At 64.4% G+C, this 20,053-nt stretch carries 20 protein-coding genes; 6 read left to right on the top strand and 14 right to left on the bottom strand.

What is annotated here, in order from left to right; all coding sequences use genetic code 11:
• Nucleotides 1-18: 18 nt before the first annotated feature.
• The 3 genes from DH08_RS29350 to DH08_RS29340 are packed head-to-tail and all read right to left on the bottom strand — an operon-like array spanning nt 19 to nt 1,998.
• Nucleotides 19-366, bottom strand: coding sequence for a RidA family protein (locus tag DH08_RS29350; protein WP_192182757.1), 348 nt, complete (start codon nt 364-366; stop codon nt 19-21).
• An 11-nt stretch (nt 367-377) separates the two neighbouring features.
• Nucleotides 378-1,184: an SDR family NAD(P)-dependent oxidoreductase gene (locus DH08_RS29345; RefSeq protein WP_192182756.1), complete on the bottom strand. Its 807-nt coding sequence runs from the start codon at nt 1,182-1,184 to the stop codon at nt 378-380.
• Nucleotides 1,177-1,998 (bottom strand): shikimate dehydrogenase family protein, encoded by an 822-nt coding sequence (locus DH08_RS29340; protein WP_192182755.1) that lies wholly within the window; start codon nt 1,996-1,998, stop codon nt 1,177-1,179. The genes DH08_RS29345 and DH08_RS29340 overlap by 8 nt, the downstream gene beginning before the upstream one ends.
• Before the next feature lie 188 nt (nt 1,999-2,186).
• On the opposite strand from DH08_RS29340, the gene DH08_RS29335 reads away from it, so the two are divergent.
• A complete protein-coding gene (locus DH08_RS29335) occupies nt 2,187-2,951 on the top strand; it encodes an HpcH/HpaI aldolase family protein (protein WP_192182754.1) in 765 nt (254 codons plus the stop codon).
• A gap of 12 nt (nt 2,952-2,963) precedes the next feature.
• Nucleotides 2,964-4,181, top strand: a complete 1,218-nt coding sequence (locus DH08_RS29330; RefSeq protein ID WP_192182753.1) for an NAD(P)/FAD-dependent oxidoreductase — start codon at nt 2,964-2,966, stop codon at nt 4,179-4,181.
• Nucleotides 4,182-4,262: 81 nt separating this feature from the next.
• Here DH08_RS29330 and doeB read toward each other — a convergent pair whose 3' ends face one another.
• The 10 genes from doeB to ehuR form a co-directional block, all read right to left on the bottom strand.
• Complete coding sequence (gene doeB / locus DH08_RS29325; RefSeq protein ID WP_192182752.1) at nt 4,263-5,264, bottom strand: N(2)-acetyl-L-2,4-diaminobutanoate deacetylase DoeB; 1,002 nt, start codon at nt 5,262-5,264, stop codon at nt 4,263-4,265.
• 5 nt (nt 5,265-5,269) lie between these two features.
• Nucleotides 5,270-6,448 (bottom strand): ectoine hydrolase DoeA, encoded by a 1,179-nt coding sequence (gene doeA / locus DH08_RS29320; RefSeq protein ID WP_192182751.1) that lies wholly within the window; start codon nt 6,446-6,448, stop codon nt 5,270-5,272.
• Between the two features lie 38 nt (nt 6,449-6,486).
• On the bottom strand, nt 6,487-7,479 hold the full coding sequence (locus tag DH08_RS29315) for a cyclodeaminase (protein ID WP_192182750.1): 993 nt from the start codon (nt 7,477-7,479) through the stop codon (nt 6,487-6,489).
• Nucleotides 7,476-8,468 (bottom strand): hydroxyectoine utilization dehydratase EutB, encoded by a 993-nt coding sequence (gene eutB / locus DH08_RS29310; protein ID WP_192182749.1) that lies wholly within the window; start codon nt 8,466-8,468, stop codon nt 7,476-7,478. Before eutB ends, DH08_RS29315 begins: the two co-directional genes overlap by 4 nt.
• Before the next feature lie 4 nt (nt 8,469-8,472).
• The gene (gene eutA, locus DH08_RS29305; protein WP_192182748.1) at nt 8,473-9,246 is read right to left on the bottom strand and encodes an ectoine utilization protein EutA; all 774 of its coding nucleotides are present in this window, start codon (nt 9,244-9,246) and stop codon (nt 8,473-8,475) included.
• 5 nt (nt 9,247-9,251) lie between these two features.
• Nucleotides 9,252-9,911: an ectoine/hydroxyectoine ABC transporter permease subunit EhuD gene (gene ehuD, locus DH08_RS29300; protein ID WP_192182821.1), complete on the bottom strand. Its 660-nt coding sequence runs from the start codon at nt 9,909-9,911 to the stop codon at nt 9,252-9,254.
• Complete coding sequence (gene ehuC, locus DH08_RS29295; protein WP_192182747.1) at nt 9,911-10,570, bottom strand: ectoine/hydroxyectoine ABC transporter permease subunit EhuC; 660 nt, start codon at nt 10,568-10,570, stop codon at nt 9,911-9,913. Before ehuC ends, ehuD begins: the two co-directional genes overlap by 1 nt.
• Nucleotides 10,571-10,737: 167 nt before the next feature.
• Nucleotides 10,738-11,571: an ectoine/hydroxyectoine ABC transporter substrate-binding protein EhuB gene (gene ehuB, locus DH08_RS29290; RefSeq protein ID WP_210328936.1), complete on the bottom strand. Its 834-nt coding sequence runs from the start codon at nt 11,569-11,571 to the stop codon at nt 10,738-10,740.
• Nucleotides 11,572-11,741: 170 nt separating this feature from the next.
• Entirely contained in the window at nt 11,742-12,527 is a 786-nt protein-coding gene (gene ehuA, locus DH08_RS29285) for an ectoine/hydroxyectoine ABC transporter ATP-binding protein EhuA (protein ID WP_210328934.1), read from the bottom strand.
• Nucleotides 12,528-12,685: 158 nt separating this feature from the next.
• Nucleotides 12,686-14,071, bottom strand: a complete 1,386-nt coding sequence (gene ehuR / locus DH08_RS29280; RefSeq protein WP_192182745.1) for a MocR-like ectoine utilization transcription factor EhuR — start codon at nt 14,069-14,071, stop codon at nt 12,686-12,688.
• Between the two features lie 83 nt (nt 14,072-14,154).
• Between ehuR and DH08_RS29275 the strand changes: the two genes are divergently transcribed.
• The 4 genes from DH08_RS29275 (at nt 14,155) to DH08_RS29260 (ending at nt 18,799) form a co-directional block, all read left to right on the top strand.
• Nucleotides 14,155-14,646, top strand: coding sequence for an Lrp/AsnC family transcriptional regulator (locus tag DH08_RS29275; protein WP_120013821.1), 492 nt, complete (start codon nt 14,155-14,157; stop codon nt 14,644-14,646).
• A gap of 128 nt (nt 14,647-14,774) precedes the next feature.
• Nucleotides 14,775-16,268, top strand: coding sequence for an NAD-dependent succinate-semialdehyde dehydrogenase (locus tag DH08_RS29270; protein WP_192182744.1), 1,494 nt, complete (start codon nt 14,775-14,777; stop codon nt 16,266-16,268).
• 32 nt (nt 16,269-16,300) lie between these two features.
• Nucleotides 16,301-17,680, top strand: a complete 1,380-nt coding sequence (locus DH08_RS29265; RefSeq protein ID WP_192182743.1) for an aspartate aminotransferase family protein — start codon at nt 16,301-16,303, stop codon at nt 17,678-17,680.
• A gap of 9 nt (nt 17,681-17,689) precedes the next feature.
• Nucleotides 17,690-18,799, top strand: coding sequence for an alcohol dehydrogenase family protein (locus tag DH08_RS29260; protein WP_192182742.1), 1,110 nt, complete (start codon nt 17,690-17,692; stop codon nt 18,797-18,799).
• A gap of 661 nt (nt 18,800-19,460) precedes the next feature.
• On the opposite strand, the gene DH08_RS29250 is transcribed toward DH08_RS29260, so the two are convergent.
• Nucleotides 19,461-19,724 carry a hypothetical protein gene (locus DH08_RS29250; RefSeq protein WP_192182740.1) on the bottom strand — a complete coding sequence of 88 codons (264 nt, stop codon included), beginning with the start codon at nt 19,722-19,724 and terminating at the stop codon, nt 19,461-19,463.
• Nucleotides 19,725-20,053: the final 329 nt, after the last annotated feature.

Genomic DNA, 20,053 nt, shown 5'->3' with positions numbered 1-20,053 from the left:
CCAAACCGGCAAGGCCTTTCAAACCGCCGCCGTCACGACCAACTCGACCAGCATGCCAGGCTTCGCCATCCGGCCTTCGCCGGACGAGCGGGCCGGCGCATGTTCCTTCGGCATCCAGGCGTCCCAGACCGTATTGACCTCGTCGAAATCGCGGATGTCGTCCAGCCACATCTGCACGTGCAGGATGCTTGTATTGTCGGTGCCGGCCTTGGCGAGCAGCGCGTCGATCTTGCTGAGCACTTCACGCATCTGGTTTGCCGCGGACTGGCCGGGCGTGGCGACCTGCCCGGTCAAGTAGAGCGTGCCATTGTGGATGACGCCGTGATGGATACGCGTGTCGAATGCAAACCGCTGGATAGCGTTCATTGGCTTTCTCGTCATGCACTGGGAGTGGGACGGATCGGGTTGCCCTGCAGGTACTGGGCATAGGGCGCCTGGACGAGCCAGCCGGCATCGACCGGCAAGGTCACCCCGGTGATCGACGCGGCGCGGTCCGAGCACAGGAACAAGGCGGCCTCCGCCACGTCGCGCGGATTGACGAAGCGGCGCAGCGCCGTGGTCGCCTTGATGGCCTCGGGATTGCGCTCGCCGCTGGCGATCTTGGCCTTCAGCCCGTCCGAGAGCGTATAGCCGGGCGCGACCGCGTTCACCCGCACGCCTTGCGGGCCGAGCTCGGCGGCGAGAATCTGTGTCAGCGCCAGCACCGCGTGCTTGCCGGGCGTATAGGCCGGAAGCGAAAGCGGCGCAAATGACGCAAGCGAGCCGACATTCAGGATGGCGCCCCGTCCCGCGGCCGACATCAACCTGCCGAACACCTGGCAGCCGAGCAACGTGCCGCGATAGTTCACGCGCCACATCTTCTCGTCCTCGTCCAGGCCCTGGTCGAGAACGCGCTTGCCGCTCTGCAGCATGCCGGCGCAGTTGACGACGACGTGCGGCACGCCGAACGCCACCTCGACGGACCGTGCCAGCGCTTCGACCGACGCGGCATTGCCGACATCCGTCTCGAAAAATCGGGCGGCAGGTGCGCCCGCGGCCTCGCAAGCGGCGGCAACGGCATGGCCGCGCGCCGTGTCGCGCCCCGACACGGCGACACGCAAGCCCTCCTCGGCAAAGCGCAAGGCAATCGCGTGGCCGATACCCGAGGTGCCGCCGATCACGACGACCGTTTGCGCCTCAGCCATTGCCGCGGTCCTTGCGCTCGATGTCGAAGAATTCCGACATGCCGCGGACCTGGAAATCCATCATCGGGCGCCCCGGCTGGACGCGGCAGCCTCTTTCGCGCCCCGCGCGCAGCAAGGCCGTCTCGGCCGGTTCCATGATGATGTCCACGACCGTCATGTCCGGCGTCAGCTTGCTGACATCCAGCGGCAGTGGATCGCCCGCGTGCATTCCGACTGGCGTAGCGTTGATCGCCATATCCATGCCCGAGGGATCGGCATCACCGACCTGGATGCGGCAGTTCGGAAACGCCTTGGCAACCAGCCCCGCCAGTTTCCCGGCTCGGTCGGCATCGATGTCCGCCAGGCGGATCTCCTCGGCACCGGCTTCGGCAAGGCAATAGGCCAGCGAAGCGCCCGCGCCCCCTGCCCCCACCTGCAGGACGCGCCGGCCGGCGATCTGATGGCCGCCGGCCTTCAATCCGTCGATGAAACCGACGCCGTCGAAATTGTCGGCATACCAGGTTCCGTCGGCCTGGCGGCGCACCGAATTGGCGCTCTGCACCCGTGCCGCCCGATCATGCGCGGCCGCGCATTTGTGATAGACCGCCGTCTTGTAGGGCACCGAAATGATCACCCCGCGGATGTTCTCGGCAGCGGTGATGCCTGCCCAGAATGTCTCGAAATCCTCGGGACGGCAGCTCAACGGCACCATCAGGCTGTCGAGGCCCTTCTGTTCGAAGATCTCGTTGAACATTCCGGGACTCTTCGCATGGCCCACAGGATGGGCCAGCATCACGAAGACATCCGCCTTGCCGGTTCCGCGCATCGTATTCATACCCTTTCGTTTGACAATTCGTGGCCGCTCAGCGCGCCATCGGAGCGCCCATCACACCCAGCCCGATAAAGCCGATCCTCATCCACCACCTTTTTGTGACACGGCCTGCAAGATCAGTTGCGGCTCGATGCAGGTATGATATATGACATCATACAAATTTCAATCCATGTTTTGCTGGAGTTTATGAAATGCAGGAGCGCCCAAATCCCTTGAAGGCGGCCGTGGCTGAAGGACGGCCGCATATCGGCATCTGGTGTTCGCTGGCGTCCGCCCTGACGACGGAGGTGGTCGCGGGCTCAGGTGCTGGCTGGCTGCTGATCGATGGCGAGCACAGCCCCAACGATTTGCGCAGCGTGATGGCGCAGCTCCAGGTGCTTGGCGGCTTTGCCTGCGAAGGCGTCGTGCGCCTGCCGTCAGACGACCCAAACCTGATCAAGCAGGCAATGGATATCGGCGCCCGCAGCCTGATGATCCCGAATGTGCGCTCGGCGGACCAGGCCCGCACGATCGTCGCCGCGATGAGCTACGCGCCGCTCGGCTTCCGCGGCTTCTCCGTCGGCCATCGCGCCAATGCCTTCGGCCGCATCGCAGGCTATCATGCCAATGCGCGCAAGCAGCAGTTGCTGGCCGTGCAGATCGAATGCGAAACCGGCGTTGCCAACGCAGCGGAGATCGCGGCGGTGGACGGCGTCGACGTCCTCTTCGTCGGTCCCGGCGACCTTTCGACCAATATGGGCGCCATGGGAAATCCGGGAGCCCAACACGTCCAGCAGGCGATTTCGTCGGTGCGTCAGGCCGCCGCGACGGCCGGCAAGGCGAGCGGCATCCTGGCGCCCGCGAAGGCCGACGCCGACCGCTATGTTGCGGATGGCTTCGCCATGGTCGCGGTCGGTTCGGATCTCGGCCTTTTGGCGCGCGGCTCCGACGCCCTGATCGCTTCCTTCAATAACTGACGAAAGCGCGCCATGGCCATTCCACCCTACAAAACCCCTGCCCGCACCAGCTACGATATCGTCATCGTCGGCGGCGCGGCGGTCGGATCGTCGATCGCCTACTGGCTGAGCCAGGCGCTCGGCACAAGCGCATCGATCCTGGTGGTCGAGCGCGACAGCAGCTACGAGTTCTCCTCCACCGCGCTGTCCACCAGTGCGATCCGCCAGCAGTACTCAAACCCGATCAACGTCAAGATCAGCCAGTTCGGCATCGAGATCATCCGTGGCTTTGCCGAGCGGATGGCGCCCTACTTCAAGGGCGAGCCGGCACCTGACCTCGGCTTCCGTGAACATGGCTATCTCTATTGCTGCTCACCCGAGGGCGTCGAAGCGGCCCGTGCGCGCGTCGACCTGCAGCGTAGCCTCGGCGCCCATACGCTGTTCCTAGAGCCGGGCCCGTTGAAGGACCGCTTTCCCTGGCTCAACGTCGAGGATCTCGGCGGCGGCGCCTGGGGATCGCGCGACGAAGGCTGGTTCGATTCGATGGGCCTGCTCAACGGCTTTCGCCGCGCCGCGCGCGGCTCAGGCGTGGAGTACGTGGACAACGCGGTAACCGGACTGGACGCCGTGGGCGGGAAGGTCGTCGCGGCAAGGCTGGCGACCGGCCAGACCATCTCGTGCGGAACCCTTGTCGATGCGGCCGGCCCGCGTGCCCAGCAGGTCGCCGCCATGGCAGGGCTGTCGATCCCGGTCGCGCCTTACAAGCGGTACAGTTTCGTCTTTTCGAGCGCCACGCCTATCCCCGGCCGGATGCCAAACGTGATCGACCTCTCGGGCACTTTCGTGCGGCCGGAAGGCGAGCTTTTCCTGACCGGCAATACGCCGCTCGACGACGGTCCGGCGGACTACGACGATTTCGAAATGCACCATGAGGAATTCGAAGAGCGGATCTGGCCCGCGCTTTGGCACCGCATTCCTGCGTTCGATGCCTTGAAGGTTCAGACAAGCTGGACCGGCCACTATGAATACAACATGCTGGACCACAACGGCATCGTCGGCTTCCACCCTGAGGTGACGAACTTCATGTTCGCCAACGGGTTCTCCGGGCATGGATTGCAGCAATCGCCGGCTGTCGGCCGCGCTGTATCCGAACTGATCGTTCACGGCGCCTTCCAGACGCTCGACCTGTCGCCTTTTGGCTATGAACGGATCCCACGCAACGAGCCTTTCCTCGAGGAAGCGGTGATCTGAATTTCCGAATTGCGCGGGCGCGTCAGCGAAAGATCCGTGTACGACGATTGCTCGGCCCTGACGGACCTTCATCGGAGATCATCAACCGACCAACACGGCCACAACGGCTGCACAATCGCCTGTCTTGACCAAGCCGGGAAAATGCCGCGCCGCCAGCAGGCCCGACATCCTGGCCCTGATCTCGCGCGGCGCGACACCGGTACGGCCGACGGAATGGATGCGTGCCAGCACTTGCCCCTCTTCCACCTTCTCGCCGAGATCGACCATCGTTTCGATCATGCCGTCGTCCTCGGCGAAGGAGAAGCAATCGCCCGACGGCATATCCAGCCATTGGGTTCTGACCTTCTCGACCGCACCGGCGACGATGCCGGCATGGCGAAGCACATTGAGCACGCCACGCCTGGCGATCCGCACCGTCTCCGCGCGAGACGTCCCGCCACCGCCGAGCTCGGTGGTGATGAACAATTTGCCCATCTCTTCTGCGGCGGTGTCGAACATGCCGACCGCGTCGATCTCCAGCATCTTCATCGACCACGGTGCCGAGAACGCCTCGACCGCGTCAAAACTCTTGGCTTGCAGCACCTTGTCGGGGCGGATATGGGCGGCGCAGAACGGCACGAAGTCGAGCGTCCTGCCACCGGAATGGAAATCGAGCGCGATGTCGGTGCGTGGCAAGAGCTCGCGCTGGAAATAGTCGGCGATCTTCTCCGTCACCGTCCCATCGGGACGGCCGGGAAAGCTGCGGTTGAGATTGCCCTTGTCGATCGGCGACGTGCGGGTGCCGGCGCGGAAGGCCGGATAGTTCATCGCCGGCACGATGATCACCGTGCCGCTGACCTCTTTCGGGTCAAGCGTGCGGGCAAGGTCATAGAGCGCCAGCGGCCCCTCATACTCGTCGCCGTGGTTGCCGCCGGTCAGCAGCGCCGTCGGCCCCTTGCCGTTGCGGATGACGCAGATCGGGATCATGACAGAACCCCATGCGGAATCGTCGCGGCTGTAGGGCAGGCGCAAAAAACCGTGCTGGACGCCGTCGCGGTCGAAATCGACGGTTGGTGCGATCGGCGAAGGACGAAGGCTGGACATCGGGCTCAATCCTTAACCACCAGCTTGCGCGGCACATTGGCCAGGCACTCGACGCCATCATCGGTGATCAGGATGGATTCGGTGATCTCGAGACCCATCGTCTCCAGCCACAGGCCGGTCATGAAATGGAAGGTCATGCCGGGCTTGAGTTCGGTGCGGTCGCCGGGGCGCAGGCTCATGGTGCGCTCGCCCCAGTCCGGCGGATAGGACAGGCCGATCGGATAGCCGGTGCGGTTGTCCTTGACGATGCCGTATTTCTTCAAAACGGCGAAGAAGGCGTTGGCGATATCCTCGCAGGTGTTGCCGGGCTTTGCGGCGGCAAGGCCGGCCTCCATGCCTTCCAGCGTCGCCTTTTCGGCATCGAGGAATTCCTGCGTCGGCTTGCCGAGGAAAACGGTGCGCGACAGCGGGCAATGGTAACGATTGTAACAGCCGGCAATCTCGAAGAAGGTGCCCTCGCCCGACTTCATCGGCTTGTCGTCCCAGGTCAGATGCGGCGCCGAGGCATCGGCGCCCGATGGCAGCAGCGGCACGATCGCCGGATAGTCGCCACCAATACCGTCGACGCCGCGCGTGCCGGCATCGTAGATTTCGGCGACGAGATCGCATTTGCGGGTGCCGACCTCGATCTTGTCGACGATGCGCTGGTGCATGGCTTCGACAATGCGGGCCGCCTTGCGCATATAGTCGATCTCAGTCGGGCTCTTTACCGCGCGCTGCCAGTTGACCAGCGCGGTGGTGTCGACGAAGCGCGCGTTGGGCAGGTGCTTCTGCAGCGAGGCGAAGGCAGCCGCCGAGAACCAGTAATTGTCCATCTCGACGCCGACGGTCAGTTTGCCCCAGCCGCGATCGGCAAGCACGCTGGCCAAAAAATCCATCGGATGGCGCTCGGTCGATTGAACGTAATGGTCAGCGTAGCCGACGATGTTGTCGTGGGCGAGGTAGGCGGTGCGCTTGGCGCCATTAGCGTCCTGGCCGCGGCCATACCAGACCGGCTCGCCCGACGGCGGCACGATGACAGCTTGATGCACATAGAAGGACCAGCCGTCATAGCCGGTCAGCCAGGCCATGTTGGAGGGATCGCTGACGATCAGGAGATCGGCGCCCTTTTCCTCCATGGCCTTCCGGGTCTTGGCAAGGCGCTCCGCATATTCGCCGCGCGAGAATTTCAGGTTTGGCTGCATTGTTCTTGATCCTTGTTTGTTGGGCCTCGCGGCCAGCATCAGCTTTCGAAAATGGTTCCGGCGTTGGCGGCCCGTGCGCGGTCGCGAGCCAGCGTGGCAATTGCGGTGTCCTGCACACCGGTGCCGGTCAGGTCGGCAACAGTGATGTCGCTGGCCGAGCGCCGGCCGTGCTTTTCGCCGGCGATGATCTGGCCGAGTTCGGTGACATCGGCGTCGGCTTCCATCACGCCGGCGGCGATGGCGTGATGCAATTCGCCGAGACGCCGGGTCTGCTTGGCGCTGTCGGCGACATAGAGATCGGCCATGCGCAGGATCGCCGGCGCGATCTCGTTCTTGTGCTCGGCGTCCGAGCCCATAGCGGTGATGTGCTGGCCGGCCACAATGAACCCGGCCTTGATCAGCGGCTCGGTCGACGGCGTGGTGGTGACGATGATGTCGGCGCCGGCGGCCGCCTCTGCCGCATCGGGCTCGGCGCGCACGATGATGCCGAGCTTCTTGCGTAAGCCGGCCGCAGTGGCTTCCGCCTTGGCGGCATCGCGCGCCCAGATGCGGGCTTCTTCGATCGGTCGCACCAGCCTCAGTGCCTGGAGTTGCAGTCCGGCCTGCACGCCGGCGCCGAAAATCGCGGCAACGGTGGAATCCGGTCGAGAAAGATGTTTCGCCGCGACCGCGCCGGCGGCGGCGGTACGGATGTCGGTGAGATAGCCATTGTCGAGCAACAGCGCCTCGACCAACCCGGTCTTCGCCGACAAGAGCACCATCATGCCATTGACGCTGGGCAGGCCGAGTTTTGGGTTGTCGAAGAAGCCGGGGCTGATCTTGATGGCGAAACCGTCGATGCCCGGCACATAGGCGGTCTTCACATCGACCTCGCCGCGATGTTCGTGGATGTCGAGGCGCAGGATCGGCGGCATCGCCACCGGCAAGGTGGCAAGCGCGCGAAAAGCGTTCTCGACGCAAGCGACGGCGTCGAGATCGAGCGCCACGATCTTGCGGAGTTCGGCTTCGGTGAGGATGGTCATCCGGTTCATGCTGCGCGCTCCACGGTTGATGGCGCCTCGCCGCAGACGATCCGGCGGTGCAGCGTCATATCGATGTTGCGGCCGGACAGGATGAGCACCACCGGGCCTTTCGCCCTGACCTTGTCGGTCAGCAGCGCCGCTATGCCGACCGCGCCGGCGCCCTCGACAATCTCGCGTTCCTGCTCATAGGCATGACGGATCCCGGCGGCGATCTCATCCTCGCTGAGCAGTATGACGTTGTCGAGCAGGTCGCGACACATGGCGAAGGTCAGCCGGTTTTCGAGGCCGATGCCGCCGCCAAGCGAATCCGCCAGTGTCGGCAATTCCTCGACCTGAACCGGGCGGCCGGCATCGAGGCTCGCCTTCATCGCGGCGCCGCGCGCCATCGAAACGCCGATGACCTTTGTCCTCGGGCTGACGCCCTTGACGGCAGCCGCAACGCCCGAGGCCAGCCCACCGCCGGACAGCGGCACCAGCACCGTTGCCGCGCCCGGAACCTGCTCGATGATCTCCAGCCCCAGCGTCCCCTGCCCGGCGACGATGTCGGGATGATCGAAAGGCGGCAGCATGACCAGGCCCTCCTCCCCGACCAGCCGATCGACCTCCTGCTGCGCGTCGTCCTGACTGTTGCCGACGATGCGGATCTCGGCGCCGAGGCGGCGGATGGCGTCCAGCTTGTTTTCGGGCACCAGCCGCGACATGCAGATCACCGCACGCAGGCCTTCGAGCTTTGCCGCATGGGCGAGCGCCCGGCCATGATTGCCGGTCGAGGCCGCGACAACACCGCGCGACCTCTCTTCAGGGTTTAGCGAGGCGATGGCGTTCGATGCGCCGCGCAGTTTGAAGCTGCCGGTGGTCTGGCGGTGTTCGAGCTTGAGGTAAACCGGTGCACCCAAGTGCTCGGAAAGACTCAGGGAAAGCGCGGTCGCCGTTTCCTCGACCTTGCCGGCAATGCGGTCGCGCGCTGCGCGAATATGCTGAAGCGTGACCTCTGTCATCTTATCAACCAAGCGGCAGCGTCATCAGCCGGCCGAATTCGGGACGCTGCTTGTCGTCGCCACAAAGCCGCAGGCAGTTCCAGGCACTGGCCTGGTTGCTGGTGACAACGGGGAGACCGATCGCCTGTTCCATGCCGGGCACCGCAAGGGCTGCCCGCAGTGCCGTGCAGGAGACAAACAACGCATCGGCCTCTGCATGCGTTGCTTCCCGGGCCAGTTCGACCAGCGAGGCCGGCGCAATGCGCGCCATCTCGCGGTCGTCCTCGAAGCCAAGACAAGTGAAGCTCAGTATGTCAAAGCCGCGTTCGGCGAAGTAGGTCGCCATCGGCCGGCTGGTCTCGACGGTGTATGGGGTGAGGATGCTGATCCTTTTCGCGCCCAGCGCCTTAAGCCCGCGCACGCCGGCCATCGGTGGCGTCACCACCGGTACGCCGGGCTTAGCGGCCTGCACCGCCGCCTCGATCTCGGCATCGCCGATGACCACCGAGGCCGAAGTGCAGGAATAGCAGATCGCATCGAGCGGCTCGTCCGGCAGGATCAGTGCCGCGCCGGCCGACAGCTCCGGCTGCATCTTGCGCAAATTCTCCGGCGTGGTCGGATTCTTGTAGGGGATGCGGGCGACATAGACGCCGATCCTGTCGCTCGCCACCATGCGGCGAAAATCCGGTTCGCTGGTGTGGTCGGTGGCAAGGATGATCAGGCCGACGCGCTTCTCCAACGGACGCTCGTCGAGGGCCGGCTTGGTCGGCATCAGTCCGATCTCGGGCAGAGGTTTCATGGAAACTACCTTTCGATCTTGCCGTAGCGATGTTCCAGCCAGCGCAGCAGCACGACCGAGAAAAGGCTGATGACCAGGAAAAAGGCGCCGACCAGGGTCATCGGCTCGATGTAGCGGTAATAGGTGTTGGCGACGCTCTTGGCCTGGTTCATCAGCTCCAGCACGGTGATCGCCGAAAGCAGCGGCGTCTCCTTGAACATGGCGATGAAATAATTGGCCAAAGCCGGGATCATCGGCGGGATCGCCTGCGGGATGATGATGTGGGTCCAGGTCTGCCCGGCGCTCAGATTGCAGGCCTTGGCGGCTTCCCATTGGCCGCGCGGCACATTGTCGATGCCGGCGCGATAAACTTCCGCCGTGTAGGTGCCATAGTGCAGTCCGAGCCCGATGACGCCGGCAACCAGCGGCGGCAACAGGATGCCGAAATCCGGCAGCACGTAGAAGATGAAATAAAGCTGCACCAGAAGCGGCGTGCCGCGGATGAATTCGGCAAGGAAGCCGACGCTGCGCGATAGGGCCCGGTTCGGCGAGCGCCGCGCCAGCGCGATCGCCAGGCCGACGATCGCCGCCAGCACCGAGCCGAGCAGCGTCGCCAGGATGGTGATCTTCACCCCCTGGATCAGCGTCGGCAGGATCTCCCTGACAAAATTCCAATCCCATTCCATCACACGCGCACTCCGTCGAGGCCGCGCGCCATGCGGCGTTCCAGCGAGCGCACGCCCCACGAGATGATCAGCGCCAGTACGAAATAGATGATCAGGATGGCGGTGAACGGCATCAGCGTGTTGCCGGTCTGAGAGCGCACCACCTGCGCCTGGAAGGTGAGGTCGGCGAGCGAGATCAGCGAGACGACGGAGGTCGCCTTGAGGAGCTCGATGGCATTGTTGCCGAAGGTCGGCAGCATGACAAGCAGCGCCTGCGGCAGGATGACATGGCGCATGCCTTGCCAGCGGCCAAGATTGAGCGCGATGCAAGCCTCATATTGCTCGCGGCCGACCGACTGGATGGCGCCGCGCACCACTTCGGCGGCATAGGCGCCGACATTCAAGCCCAGCGCCAGCACGCCGGCCTGCAGCGGCGTCAGCGATATGCCGGCAAGAGGCAGCACGAAATAGACCCAGAACAGCTGCACGAAGATCGAGGTGCCACGAAAGAATTCGATATAGGTGGTGGCAAGCGCCCGCAGCACGAAGAAGCGCGACAGCCGCCCCATGCCGGCGAGAAAGGCCATGATCAGGGCGAGCACCGATCCCATCAGCGTCAGCTCGATGGTGACAAGCGCTCCCTGCAATATCAGGCCGAGATAGCCGGACCACTGGGTCATCTGGGTTCCAACGTTGGCGGTTCTTGGGTCCTTCTCCCAGCTCACGGGGACAAGGTGCCGGCAGGCAGATGAGGGGCAGCGCGAACCAACTGAAGTACAGCGCCGCCCCTCATCCGGCTCTTCGAGCCACCTTCTCCCCGTGAACGGGGAGAAGGAAAAAGCGCGCCCTACTTCGCCGCGCAGAGCTTGTCGCGCGTCGTCGACATCGCCGCCGCGGCCGAGAAGCCGTAGGGCTCGATGATCTTGGCGAACTCGCCGGACTTCTTCAGCTTGGCAAGCTCGACGTCATAGGCGTCGCGCAGCGCCTCGTCGCCTTTCTTGAAGGCGGCGCCGTCGCAATAGACCGGCGCGCCCTGCACCGGGGCGATGACTTCGAGGTTCGGATCGTTGGCCTTCTTGACCAGGTCGTTGATCGACAGAACGGGCAACGAATAGGCGTCGATACGGCCGTCCTGCAGCATCTTCAACCCGCTCTGGCCGTCCGGCACGACGATGACGCGATCGCGCGGCACGCCGGCATTGAGCGCCAGCTTCTCTTCGGTGCCGCCGCCCGGCGCACCGATCGTGGCGGAAGAGTCCTTGGCGACATCCTCATAGCTCTTGAAGCCCTTCGGATTGCCCTTCTTGACCAGCATCGCCTCGGCGTCGCAAAGCACCGGCTCGGAATAGGCGACCGCCGCGCAGCGCTCAGGCTTCATGAACAGGCCGGCGGTGACGACGTCGAAGCGGCCGGCCTGCAAGCCCGGGATCATGGCGCCATATTCGGAGATCGAGGCGACGATGTCGCCGACGCCGAGGCGCTTGAAGATCTCACGCGCCACGTCTGGCGCCGCGCCCGAGACCTTGCCGTCGGCGGCGACCGCCGTATAGGGCGGCTCGTTGGCGATGGCGACGCGGGCAAAGCCCTGTGCCTTCAACTGCTCGAGCTTGCTGTCGTCGGCCGAGCCGGCGCTCGAGGCGGCAAGAACGGCCGTCAGTGCAAGGCCGGCGACGCCGGCCAGAATGCCAAGTTTTTTCACTGTTCCCAACTCCTTGTTCTGTCTTCTTGGTTTGCTTTGCGACGGCTTGCGCCGCCTAGAGGACGGCGTTGCCGCCTTTTGAGGGACGACTTCGTCGCCTCGGGACGGCGTTCGCCGCCCTAAGGACGACCTTGTCGCCTTTTGCATAGCGGTCAGACACGGTGTCCGGCCGCGATGATCTTCTTCAGGAAGCCCTGCGTGCGCTCCTGCTTTGGGTGGCGGAAAATCTCGTCGGGCTTGCCTTCCTCGACGATCCTGCCGCGATCGAAGAACAGCACCCGGTCGGCGAAGTCGTGGGCAAAGCCCATCTCGTGGGTGACCAGAAGCATCGTCATGTCGGTCTCGGCGGCGAGCTTGCGCATGACGTTCAGCACCTCCTCGACCAACTCAGGATCGAGCGCCGAGGTGACTTCGTCGAACAGCATGATCTTGGGGGAGAGGGCCAGTGCGCGGGCAATCGCGACGCGCTGCTTCTGGCCGCCGGAAAGCTGCGCCGGCATTGCCTTCGCCTTGTCGGCCATGCCGACCATGTCGAGCAATTCCATCGCCCGCTTTTCGGCGGCGGCGCGCGCCATACCCTTGGTCAGCATCGGCGCCAGCGTGACGTTGTCCATGACGCATTTGTGCGGGAACAGGTTGAACAGCTGGAAGACCATGCCGATCTTCTGTCGCATCTTGGCCAGATGCCGCTCGTCGGCGGCCAGCAACTGGCCGTTGCGCTCCATGTGATAGAGCTGTTCGCCGTCGATCTGGATGTGGCCGCCGTCGATCTTCTCCAGCGTCATCAGGATGCGCAGGATCGTGGTCTTGCCGGAGCCGGACGGGCCGATCAGCGCCAGCTTCTCGCCGGGCATGACCTGCATCGACAGGCCGTCCAGCACCTTGAAGGCGCCGAAGCTTTTCGAAATGGCGTCGACCTTGATGATGGGTGCGGGCAATCAATTTCCCCGTTCTGGAGAAGCCTATGCCCTTAACGATGCGGAACGCGCGAAATCATGTCAATTAGGAAAATAATATCATGACAATATTTCCGACGTCGCCCAATTTCAGGGCAATCTGTGCCCAAAAGCGCGCAGCGTTCTTAGGCGGACATGCATCAGATGGCGAGCAGGAGATGCTCCGGATCGCCAAGCAGAAGCTTGGCGACAACGCCTAAGCCCGCGCGCAGTTCCCCTTCCGTGGTCGATCCCAGCGAGATGCGCACGGCAGGGTGCCAAGGCGCCTCGGCGATGCGGAAGGATATTCCGGGCGCGATCGCCACGCCTTGCAGGCGGGCCTGCGCAACGAAGCTTTCCTCGGCACGGTCGCCGGGAAGCTCAAGCCACAGATGCAGCCCATCGCGGTGGACGCGATAGTCGACGCCGGCCAGCACTTCCGCGGCTATGTCCCGGCGTCGCCTCAGCGCCGCGCGCTGCCAGCGCACCAACTCCATCGCCGTGCCGTCGGTAACCCATTTCGTGGCGATCTCGGCTACCAGCGGCGTCGCCATCCAGTTGGAGACGAGGTGGCGGTTGGCGACGGCGGCGACATAGCGGTCGGGCGCGGCGAGATAGCCGATGCGCAGGCCGGGCACGGTGATCTTGGTGAAGGAGGTGACGTAGAGCGTGCGCTCGGGCGCGAAGGCGGCGACCGGCGGCGGACGGTCCTCGACCAGTGGGCCGAGCACATCGTTCTCGATGATGACGATGTCGTGCTTGCGCGCAACCGCGGCGATCTGCTCGCGCCGCGCGGCGTCCATCAGCGTTGCCGTCGGGTTGATCACCGAAGGCTGCACGAACACGGCGCGGATATCGGAGAGCCTGCAGGCTTCGTCGAGCGCTTCCGGGATCAGGCCGTTGCCGTCGATCGGCAGACCCTCGAGGTTGAAGCCGAGGTAACGGGCGAGCGGCACCAGCGTGTGGTGGCCGATTGCCTCGGTGGCGACTGTCGAGCCGGGCGGCGCCACGCTCATCAGCGCCACCGTCATTCCGGCGGTGGCGCCATTGGTCAGGCTGATGTTCTGCGGCGAGGCTTCGAGGCCGCAGAGCCTCAGCCATTCCACCGCCACCGCCCGATGGCGCGGAAACACCATGTTCGGACGGAACGACAGCGCCGAACTCGACGGCAGGTTCTCGGCCAGCCACCCCAGCGCCTGCTTCAGCCGTTCCAGATGCATCGGCTCGCAGACCGGCTTTAGGATCGAGAGGTCGATGACCTCGCCCAGCCGCTCCGGCAGATAGGGCGGCTCCGGCTCGCGGCGCTGCGTCTGCACGAAGCTGCCACGGCCGATCTCACCGGAGATAAGGCCGCGGCGGATCAATTCCTCGTAGGCGCGGCTCACCGTCTGCACCGACAGTTTCAGCTCGTCGGCCAGCCGGCGATGCGTCGGCAGCCGGGCGCCATTGGCGAGCCGCCCGTCATGAATGGCGCGCGCGAACTGGTCGGCGAGCGACTGGTAGGCCGGGCGGCGAATGAGCGCGGGATCGGGTTGCCACAATGTCATGACTTATTAGAGATCGAAATCAGTGCAATTGACAATCGAAATCATGCGCCCCCATGGTGGCGGGCAGCAAAAAGTGGACGCCCATGGCCGCAGCCAAACTCGATCCGATCGACCTTAAGATCCTCGACGCCATCCAGCGCGACGGGCGCATTACCAAGCTGGCGCTGGCCGACAAGGTCGGCCTGTCGCCGACGCCGTGCTGGATGCGGCTGCGCAAGCTGGAAAAGGCCGGCATCGTTTCGGGATATCATGCTTCGATCGCCATGCGCGCCGTCGCCCCGGTCGCCACGGTGCTGATGGAGGTGACTTTAGCCAGCCACCGCCAGGCCGATTTCGACCGCTTCGAGCGCGTCATCCGCGACATTCCGGAGATCGTCGCCTGCTGGTCGGTCGGCGGTGGCGTCGACTATGTGCTGAAGGTGATGGCGCGCGACATCGACGCCTATCAGCGGCTGGTCGACGCGTTGCTCGAGCGCGAGATCGGCATCGACCGCTACTTCACCTACATCGTCACCAAGACCGTGAAGGACGAGACGGTGCTGCCGGTGGCCGATCTGCTGCCGCTGCAAGCGTGAGGCAGAGAGATCGTCTGCTTCGCGCGACGAATAGAGACAATCTCTCTACGCGCCGGCGGTGAAACAGTCTCTCTGTCTCAACCGCGCGAATAGTCTTTCCGCATCGCCTCGGCACCGGGAGACCATCGATGTCCGCGCATTTTGCCCGCCAGTTGCGCCATGAAGCGCTCGACCGCCTCGCCGACCGCCGACTGCTGCGCGCCCTCGCCTATGTCGACGGCCACTGGACGGCAAGTGAGGCGGCCGAAAGTTTCGAGGTCACCGATCCGGCGACCGGCGCCACCGTTGCCTTCGTCGCCGCGCTCGATGCCGGGCAGACGACGAAAGCGATCGATGCTGCCGCGCGCGCCTTTCCGGCCTGGCGGGCGCTGCTGCCGCAGGAGCGGTCGAAGATCTTGCGAAAATGGTTCGAGCTGATCGTTGCTGCCAAGGAGGATTTGGCGCTGCTGATGACGCTGGAACAAGGCAAGCCGCTGAAGGAGTCGCTCGGCGAGATCGACTACGCCGCCTCCTTCGTCGAGTGGTATGCCGAGGAAGCAAAACGCCTCAACGCCGAGAGCGTCACCAGCCATTTGCCTGGCGCCGAGATGATGGTGCGGCGTGAGCCGCTCGGCGTCGTCGGCGTCGTCACACCGTGGAACTTTCCCTCGGCGATGCTGACGCGCAAGGCGGCGGCCGCACTTGCCGCCGGCTGCACCATTGTTGCGCATCCCTCTTCTGAAACGCCGCTGTCGGCGCTGGCACTGGCCGAACTCGGCGAGCGCGCCGGGCTGCCCGCTGGTGTTTTCAACGTCCTCACCGGCAATGCCCGCACTATCGTCAGCGCAATGTGCGAGGACGCCCGCGTCCGCGCCATGAGCTTCACCGGCTCGACCGAAATCGGCAGGCTGATCGCCGCGCAGAGTGCGCCGACAATGAAGCGCCTGGTGATGGAGCTCGGTGGCCACGCGCCGCTGATCGTCTTCGACGACGCCGATCTCGACAAGGTGGTGACGATCGCGCTCGACGCCAAATTCGCCACCTCCGGCCAGGACTGTCTTGCCGCCAACCGCATCTATGTCCAGCGTCCGATCTACGATCGTTTCTGCGCCGCCTTCGCCAAGCGAATCGAGACGCTGCGGACGGGCAATGGTCTGGCTGATGAAACCGACATCGGACCGCTGATGCACGAGCGTGCCGTCAACAAAGTCGAAGAGCAGGTCGTTGACGCCCTTGCCCGTGGCGCGCTTTGCCTCGCCGGCGGGAAGCGGCATCCTGCCGGACCGCTGTTCTACCAGCCGACGCTGCTTGTCGATGTGCCCGACGAAGCGCTGATCATCCGCGAGGAAACCTTTGGTCCGGTCGCGGCGGTGATGCCGTTCGATAGCGAGGAGGAGGTCATCTCGCGCGCCAATGCCACTGAGTACGGTCTCGTCGCCTATGTCGTGACCGCGAACGGTGCCCGGCAGCTGCGCCTGGGCCGCGCGCTCGACTACGGCATGGTCGCCATCAACCGGGTCAATATCACCGGCGCGCCGATCCCGTTCGGCGGCGTCAAGCAGTCCGGCATCGGCCGCGAAGGGTCTCGCCACGGGCTCGAGGCCTTCACCGATCTCAAATACCTTTGTCTCGATGTAGCCTAGGCTGCGCCGACCTTCCTTTCAGGAGTAAGAAAATGCTCGAACAGTCCAACGAACTCGCCGCCTGGGACCGCGACCACTTCTTCCATCCCTCGACCCATATGGGCATGCACGCGCGGGGTGAATCGCCGGCGCGCGTCATGGCCGGCGGCGAAGGCGTCACCGTCTGGGACAACAATGGCAAGAAGAGCATCGATGCCTTCGCCGGCCTCTATTGCGTCAATGTCGGCTACGGCCGCCAGAAGATATCGGATGCAATTGCCACCCAGGCCAGGAACCTCGCCTACTATCACGCCTATGTCGGCCACGGCACCGAGGCCTCGATCACGCTGGCCAAGATGATCATCGACCGCGCGCCAAAGGGCATGTCGAGGGTCTATTTCGGCCTGTCCGGTTCCGACGCCAACGAGACCAATATCAAGCTGATCTGGTACTACAACAATGTGCTGGGCCGGCCGGAGAAGAAGAAGATCATCTCGCGCTGGCGCGGCTATCACGGCTCCGGCGTGATGACCGGATCGCTGACCGGGCTCGACCTGTTCCACAACGCCTTCGACCTGCCGCGCGCGCCGATCCTGCACACCGAGGCGCCCTACTATTTCCGCCGTGCCGACCGTTCACAGAGTGAGGAGCAGTTCTCGCAACATTGCGCCGACAAGCTCGAGGAGATGATCCTCGCCGAAGGCCCGGACACCGTCGCCGCCTTCATCGGCGAGCCGATCCTCGGCACCGGTGGCATCGTGCCGCCGCCGGCCGGCTACTGGGAAAAAATCCAGGCGGTGCTAAAGAAGTACGACGTGCTGCTGGTCGCCGACGAGGTGGTGACCGGCTTCGGCCGGCTGGGCACGATGTTCGGCTCCGACCATTACGGCCTCAAGCCGGATCTCATCACCATCGCCAAGGGCCTGACCTCGGCCTATGCGCCGCTGTCGGGCGTCATCGTCGCCGACAAGATGTGGCAGGTGCTGGTGCAGGGTTCCGACAAGCTCGGTTCACTCGGTCACGGCTGGACCTATTCGGCGCATCCGATCTGCGTTGCCGCGGGTGTCGCCAATCTCGAATTGATCGACGAGATGGACCTGGTGACAAACGCCGGCGAGACCGGCGCCTATTTCCGCGCCGAGCTTGCCAAGGCCGTCGGCGGCCACAAGCATGTCGGCGAGGTGCGCGGCGACGGCATGCTGACGGCGGTCGAGTTCGTCAAGGACCGCGACGACCGCGCCTTCTTCGATCCACCGCAGAAGATCGGTCCGCAGATCGCGACAGCACTCGCCGAGCGCGGCGTTATCGGCCGTGCGATGCCGCAGGGCGATATCCTCGGCTTCGCACCGCCGCTATGCCTGACCCGCGAGGAAGCCGACATCGTGGTGGCGAAGACCGCCGATGCGGTGAAGAGCGTATTTGCCAATCTCTGATATCGACCCATGAACGCCATGACCAAAAACCTCCCCGCCACCATGGCCGCCGTGCTGCTCACCGGCCATGGCGGACCGGAAAAACTCGTCTACCGCACCGACGTGAAAGTGCCCTCACCTGCCCCCGGCGAAGTGCTGGTCAAGGTCAGTGCCTGCGGCATGAACAACACCGATGTCTGGGTGCGCCAGGGCGCCTATGGCTCGGAGGAAGACGCGGCAGCGGTATCGACTTGGCGGCGCCAGGGTAACACGCTGACCTTCCCGCGCATCCAGGGCACCGATACGGTCGGCACCATCGCCGCCGTCGGCGACGGCGTCTCACCTGCTCGTCTCGGCGAGCGGGTGATGGTCGACTTCTCCATCTACAACCGCGACGACGATTCACTGGCCGATATCGATTATATGGGCCATGGCCGCGATGGCGGCTATGCCGAATATCAGGCGGTGCCGGCCGAGAACGCGCATGTCGTCGACACCGAATTGAGCGACATCGAACTCGCCACCTTCTGCTGCGCCTATCTCACCGGCGAGCAGATGCTGGAGCGCGCCGCGCTGAAGGCCGGCGAGCGGGTGCTGGTCACCGGCGCCTCGGGTGGTGTCGGCTCAGGCATCGTGCAGCTGGCGCGGGCACGCGGCGCCATCCCTTACGCCGTCGCCGGCACGGGCAAGGAACAGGCGGTGCGCGACATCGGCGCCGAAGCCGTCATCACCCGTGGTGTCTCAGACCTGCCAGCCGCCGTGAACGAGGCGACGGGCGGCAAGCCGATCGATGTCGTGGCCGACCTGGTCGGCGGCGCCATGTTCAACGACCTCTTGCGCATCCTCAGGCCCGAGGGCCGCTACACGACGGCGGGCGCGATCGCTGGTCCGGTGGTGCAGCTCGATCTCCGCACCATGTATCTCAAGCAGCTGCAGCTCCACGGATCCAGCCAGGGCACGCGCGCGGATTTCCGCCGCATCGTGCGCTACATCGAGGCGCAAAAAATCCGGCCGCTGGTCGGCGGCGTCTACAGGCTGTCCGATTTCCACAAGGCGCAAGCAGACTTCATCGCCAAGGATTTCGTCGGCAAGCTGGTGGTGGTGCCGGACGCGATGTGGAACGGGAACACCCGTCTCTGAGCAATGGCCGGCTTTTGGCCGACTGCGCGACGCTCAGCGTGGGGCGACAGTGAATGCCCGCGAAACGCAGCAGGAGCCGGCGCTCGCTGAGGTTGGCAGCCCCCTACCCAGACTGTCGGTCGTGGACCGGTAGCGGTTTCCTGCCCCTTCATGCCAGAGTGCCGCGCGTGCGGCACCGGCCCCAACAGGTTTGTATCGTCCGCGCCTCAACTCGTTGAAAACGCCTGGTTTGCAGGCGGCCAAGTCCGGGTAGCGGAAGCGCATAGTCTGGCCAAAGGCCGACTATGTTGCCTGTTTCACAGTCAGCGTCACCGTTTCGTTACAGAAAAGAGCGACCTTAATGTACTCGGCAGGAGGTGAACCGTGGCTATGACGTACAAGACAGTTCAGGAAGCGCTCCGGGCGGCGGGGATTGTCATGAGCAAGAGGGGCGAAACCCATCGCATCAACTTCTTCTTCGGCCTCGAAGACACCGCGCACTACACGACAAGTCTTCAAGATGCCCTGGAGAAGGGATTGGCAATGGCGAGACGCCAGCGCAGTGTCAGGGTTGGTCCTGGTCCGCTCGCCTCGTTGGTCGAACCGATACAACTGTCGAGATTGCAAAATGTCCGAGGCTCTCTCGGTCCCGGTTACGCCAGGTAGGACAGGCCCGGCTTGATCAGTTCAAGCTGGAGGCGCAGCGGACCAGCTCGACCAAATCGAGCATTTCGTCCCAATGCGGTGAAAGTTCGACTCCAAGGCCGGAGCCATAGGAAAGCAGGGAAAACTGGGTCGCCAGTTCTTCCTGAAGACGCAAGGCTTCAGCCGGGTCAGGGATTGAGGTGGTGGCCATCACCGCCAGATTGCGGCACTGCGCCTCGGTTTCAAGGCCGAGGCCGCCAACAATCACACCCAGTTCAACCATGATCGAGATCAGTCGCACAAAGCCCCTCCGGCCATCCTGCGCAACACGAACGACCAAAATCAATCACGACTGATCGGAAATGAAAAGCGCCGTTTCCGCGCAATCCCCAAATTTCCCCCGAGGTTAGCCGGCTGTCTGAAAAGGCCGGCGCCCACATCAGGCGCAGCGCCGGCAGGGCCGGAGTTGGGATCACAGCCATCCGTTGCCGGCGGTTGAGCCCAAAAGGGATTTGTCCGTCACGCGCCGCGGCGAAGGACCCAGACGACAAGGTGGGCGCCCATGCAGGCGCCCACCCCGAATTCCATTGGATTGCGGTGCACTGGCGGGCTCAGCCGCCGCTACCGCCC

Source organism: Mesorhizobium amorphae (genome assembly GCF_014843845.1).
In the GTDB taxonomy this organism is placed as follows: domain Bacteria; phylum Pseudomonadota; class Alphaproteobacteria; order Rhizobiales; family Rhizobiaceae; genus Mesorhizobium; species Mesorhizobium amorphae_A.
Note: the sequence above shows the minus strand (reverse complement) of the source record. Positions and strands in the feature narration are given on the sequence as shown.

What these genes read in the sequence shown, in the direction of transcription:
- DH08_RS29335 (WP_192182754.1), top strand. Translation starts at nt 2,187, where the DNA reads ATGCAGGAGCGCCCAAATCCCTTGAAGGCGGCCGTGGCTGAAGGACGG.
- DH08_RS29260 (WP_192182742.1), top strand. Translation starts at nt 17,690, where the DNA reads ATGAACGCCATGACCAAAAACCTCCCCGCCACCATGGCCGCCGTGCTG.
- DH08_RS29270 (WP_192182744.1), top strand. Translation starts at nt 14,775, where the DNA reads ATGTCCGCGCATTTTGCCCGCCAGTTGCGCCATGAAGCGCTCGACCGC.
- DH08_RS29315 (WP_192182750.1), bottom strand. Translation starts at nt 7,479, where the DNA reads ATGAACCGGATGACCATCCTCACCGAAGCCGAACTCCGCAAGATCGTG.
- DH08_RS29340 (WP_192182755.1), bottom strand. Translation starts at nt 1,998, where the DNA reads ATGAATACGATGCGCGGAACCGGCAAGGCGGATGTCTTCGTGATGCTG.
- ehuC (WP_192182747.1), bottom strand. Translation starts at nt 10,570, where the DNA reads ATGACCCAGTGGTCCGGCTATCTCGGCCTGATATTGCAGGGAGCGCTT.
- eutB (WP_192182749.1), bottom strand. Translation starts at nt 8,468, where the DNA reads ATGACAGAGGTCACGCTTCAGCATATTCGCGCAGCGCGCGACCGCATT.
- ehuD (WP_192182821.1), bottom strand. Translation starts at nt 9,911, where the DNA reads ATGGAATGGGATTGGAATTTTGTCAGGGAGATCCTGCCGACGCTGATC.
- ehuR (WP_192182745.1), bottom strand. Translation starts at nt 14,071, where the DNA reads ATGACATTGTGGCAACCCGATCCCGCGCTCATTCGCCGCCCGGCCTAC.
- doeB (WP_192182752.1), bottom strand. Translation starts at nt 5,264, where the DNA reads ATGTCCAGCCTTCGTCCTTCGCCGATCGCACCAACCGTCGATTTCGAC.
- DH08_RS29350 (WP_192182757.1), bottom strand. Translation starts at nt 366, where the DNA reads ATGAACGCTATCCAGCGGTTTGCATTCGACACGCGTATCCATCACGGC.
- DH08_RS29265 (WP_192182743.1), top strand. Translation starts at nt 16,301, where the DNA reads ATGCTCGAACAGTCCAACGAACTCGCCGCCTGGGACCGCGACCACTTC.
- eutA (WP_192182748.1), bottom strand. Translation starts at nt 9,246, where the DNA reads ATGAAACCTCTGCCCGAGATCGGACTGATGCCGACCAAGCCGGCCCTC.
- doeA (WP_192182751.1), bottom strand. Translation starts at nt 6,448, where the DNA reads ATGCAGCCAAACCTGAAATTCTCGCGCGGCGAATATGCGGAGCGCCTT.
- DH08_RS29345 (WP_192182756.1), bottom strand. Translation starts at nt 1,184, where the DNA reads ATGGCTGAGGCGCAAACGGTCGTCGTGATCGGCGGCACCTCGGGTATC.
- DH08_RS29275 (WP_120013821.1), top strand. Translation starts at nt 14,155, where the DNA reads ATGGCCGCAGCCAAACTCGATCCGATCGACCTTAAGATCCTCGACGCC.
- DH08_RS29330 (WP_192182753.1), top strand. Translation starts at nt 2,964, where the DNA reads ATGGCCATTCCACCCTACAAAACCCCTGCCCGCACCAGCTACGATATC.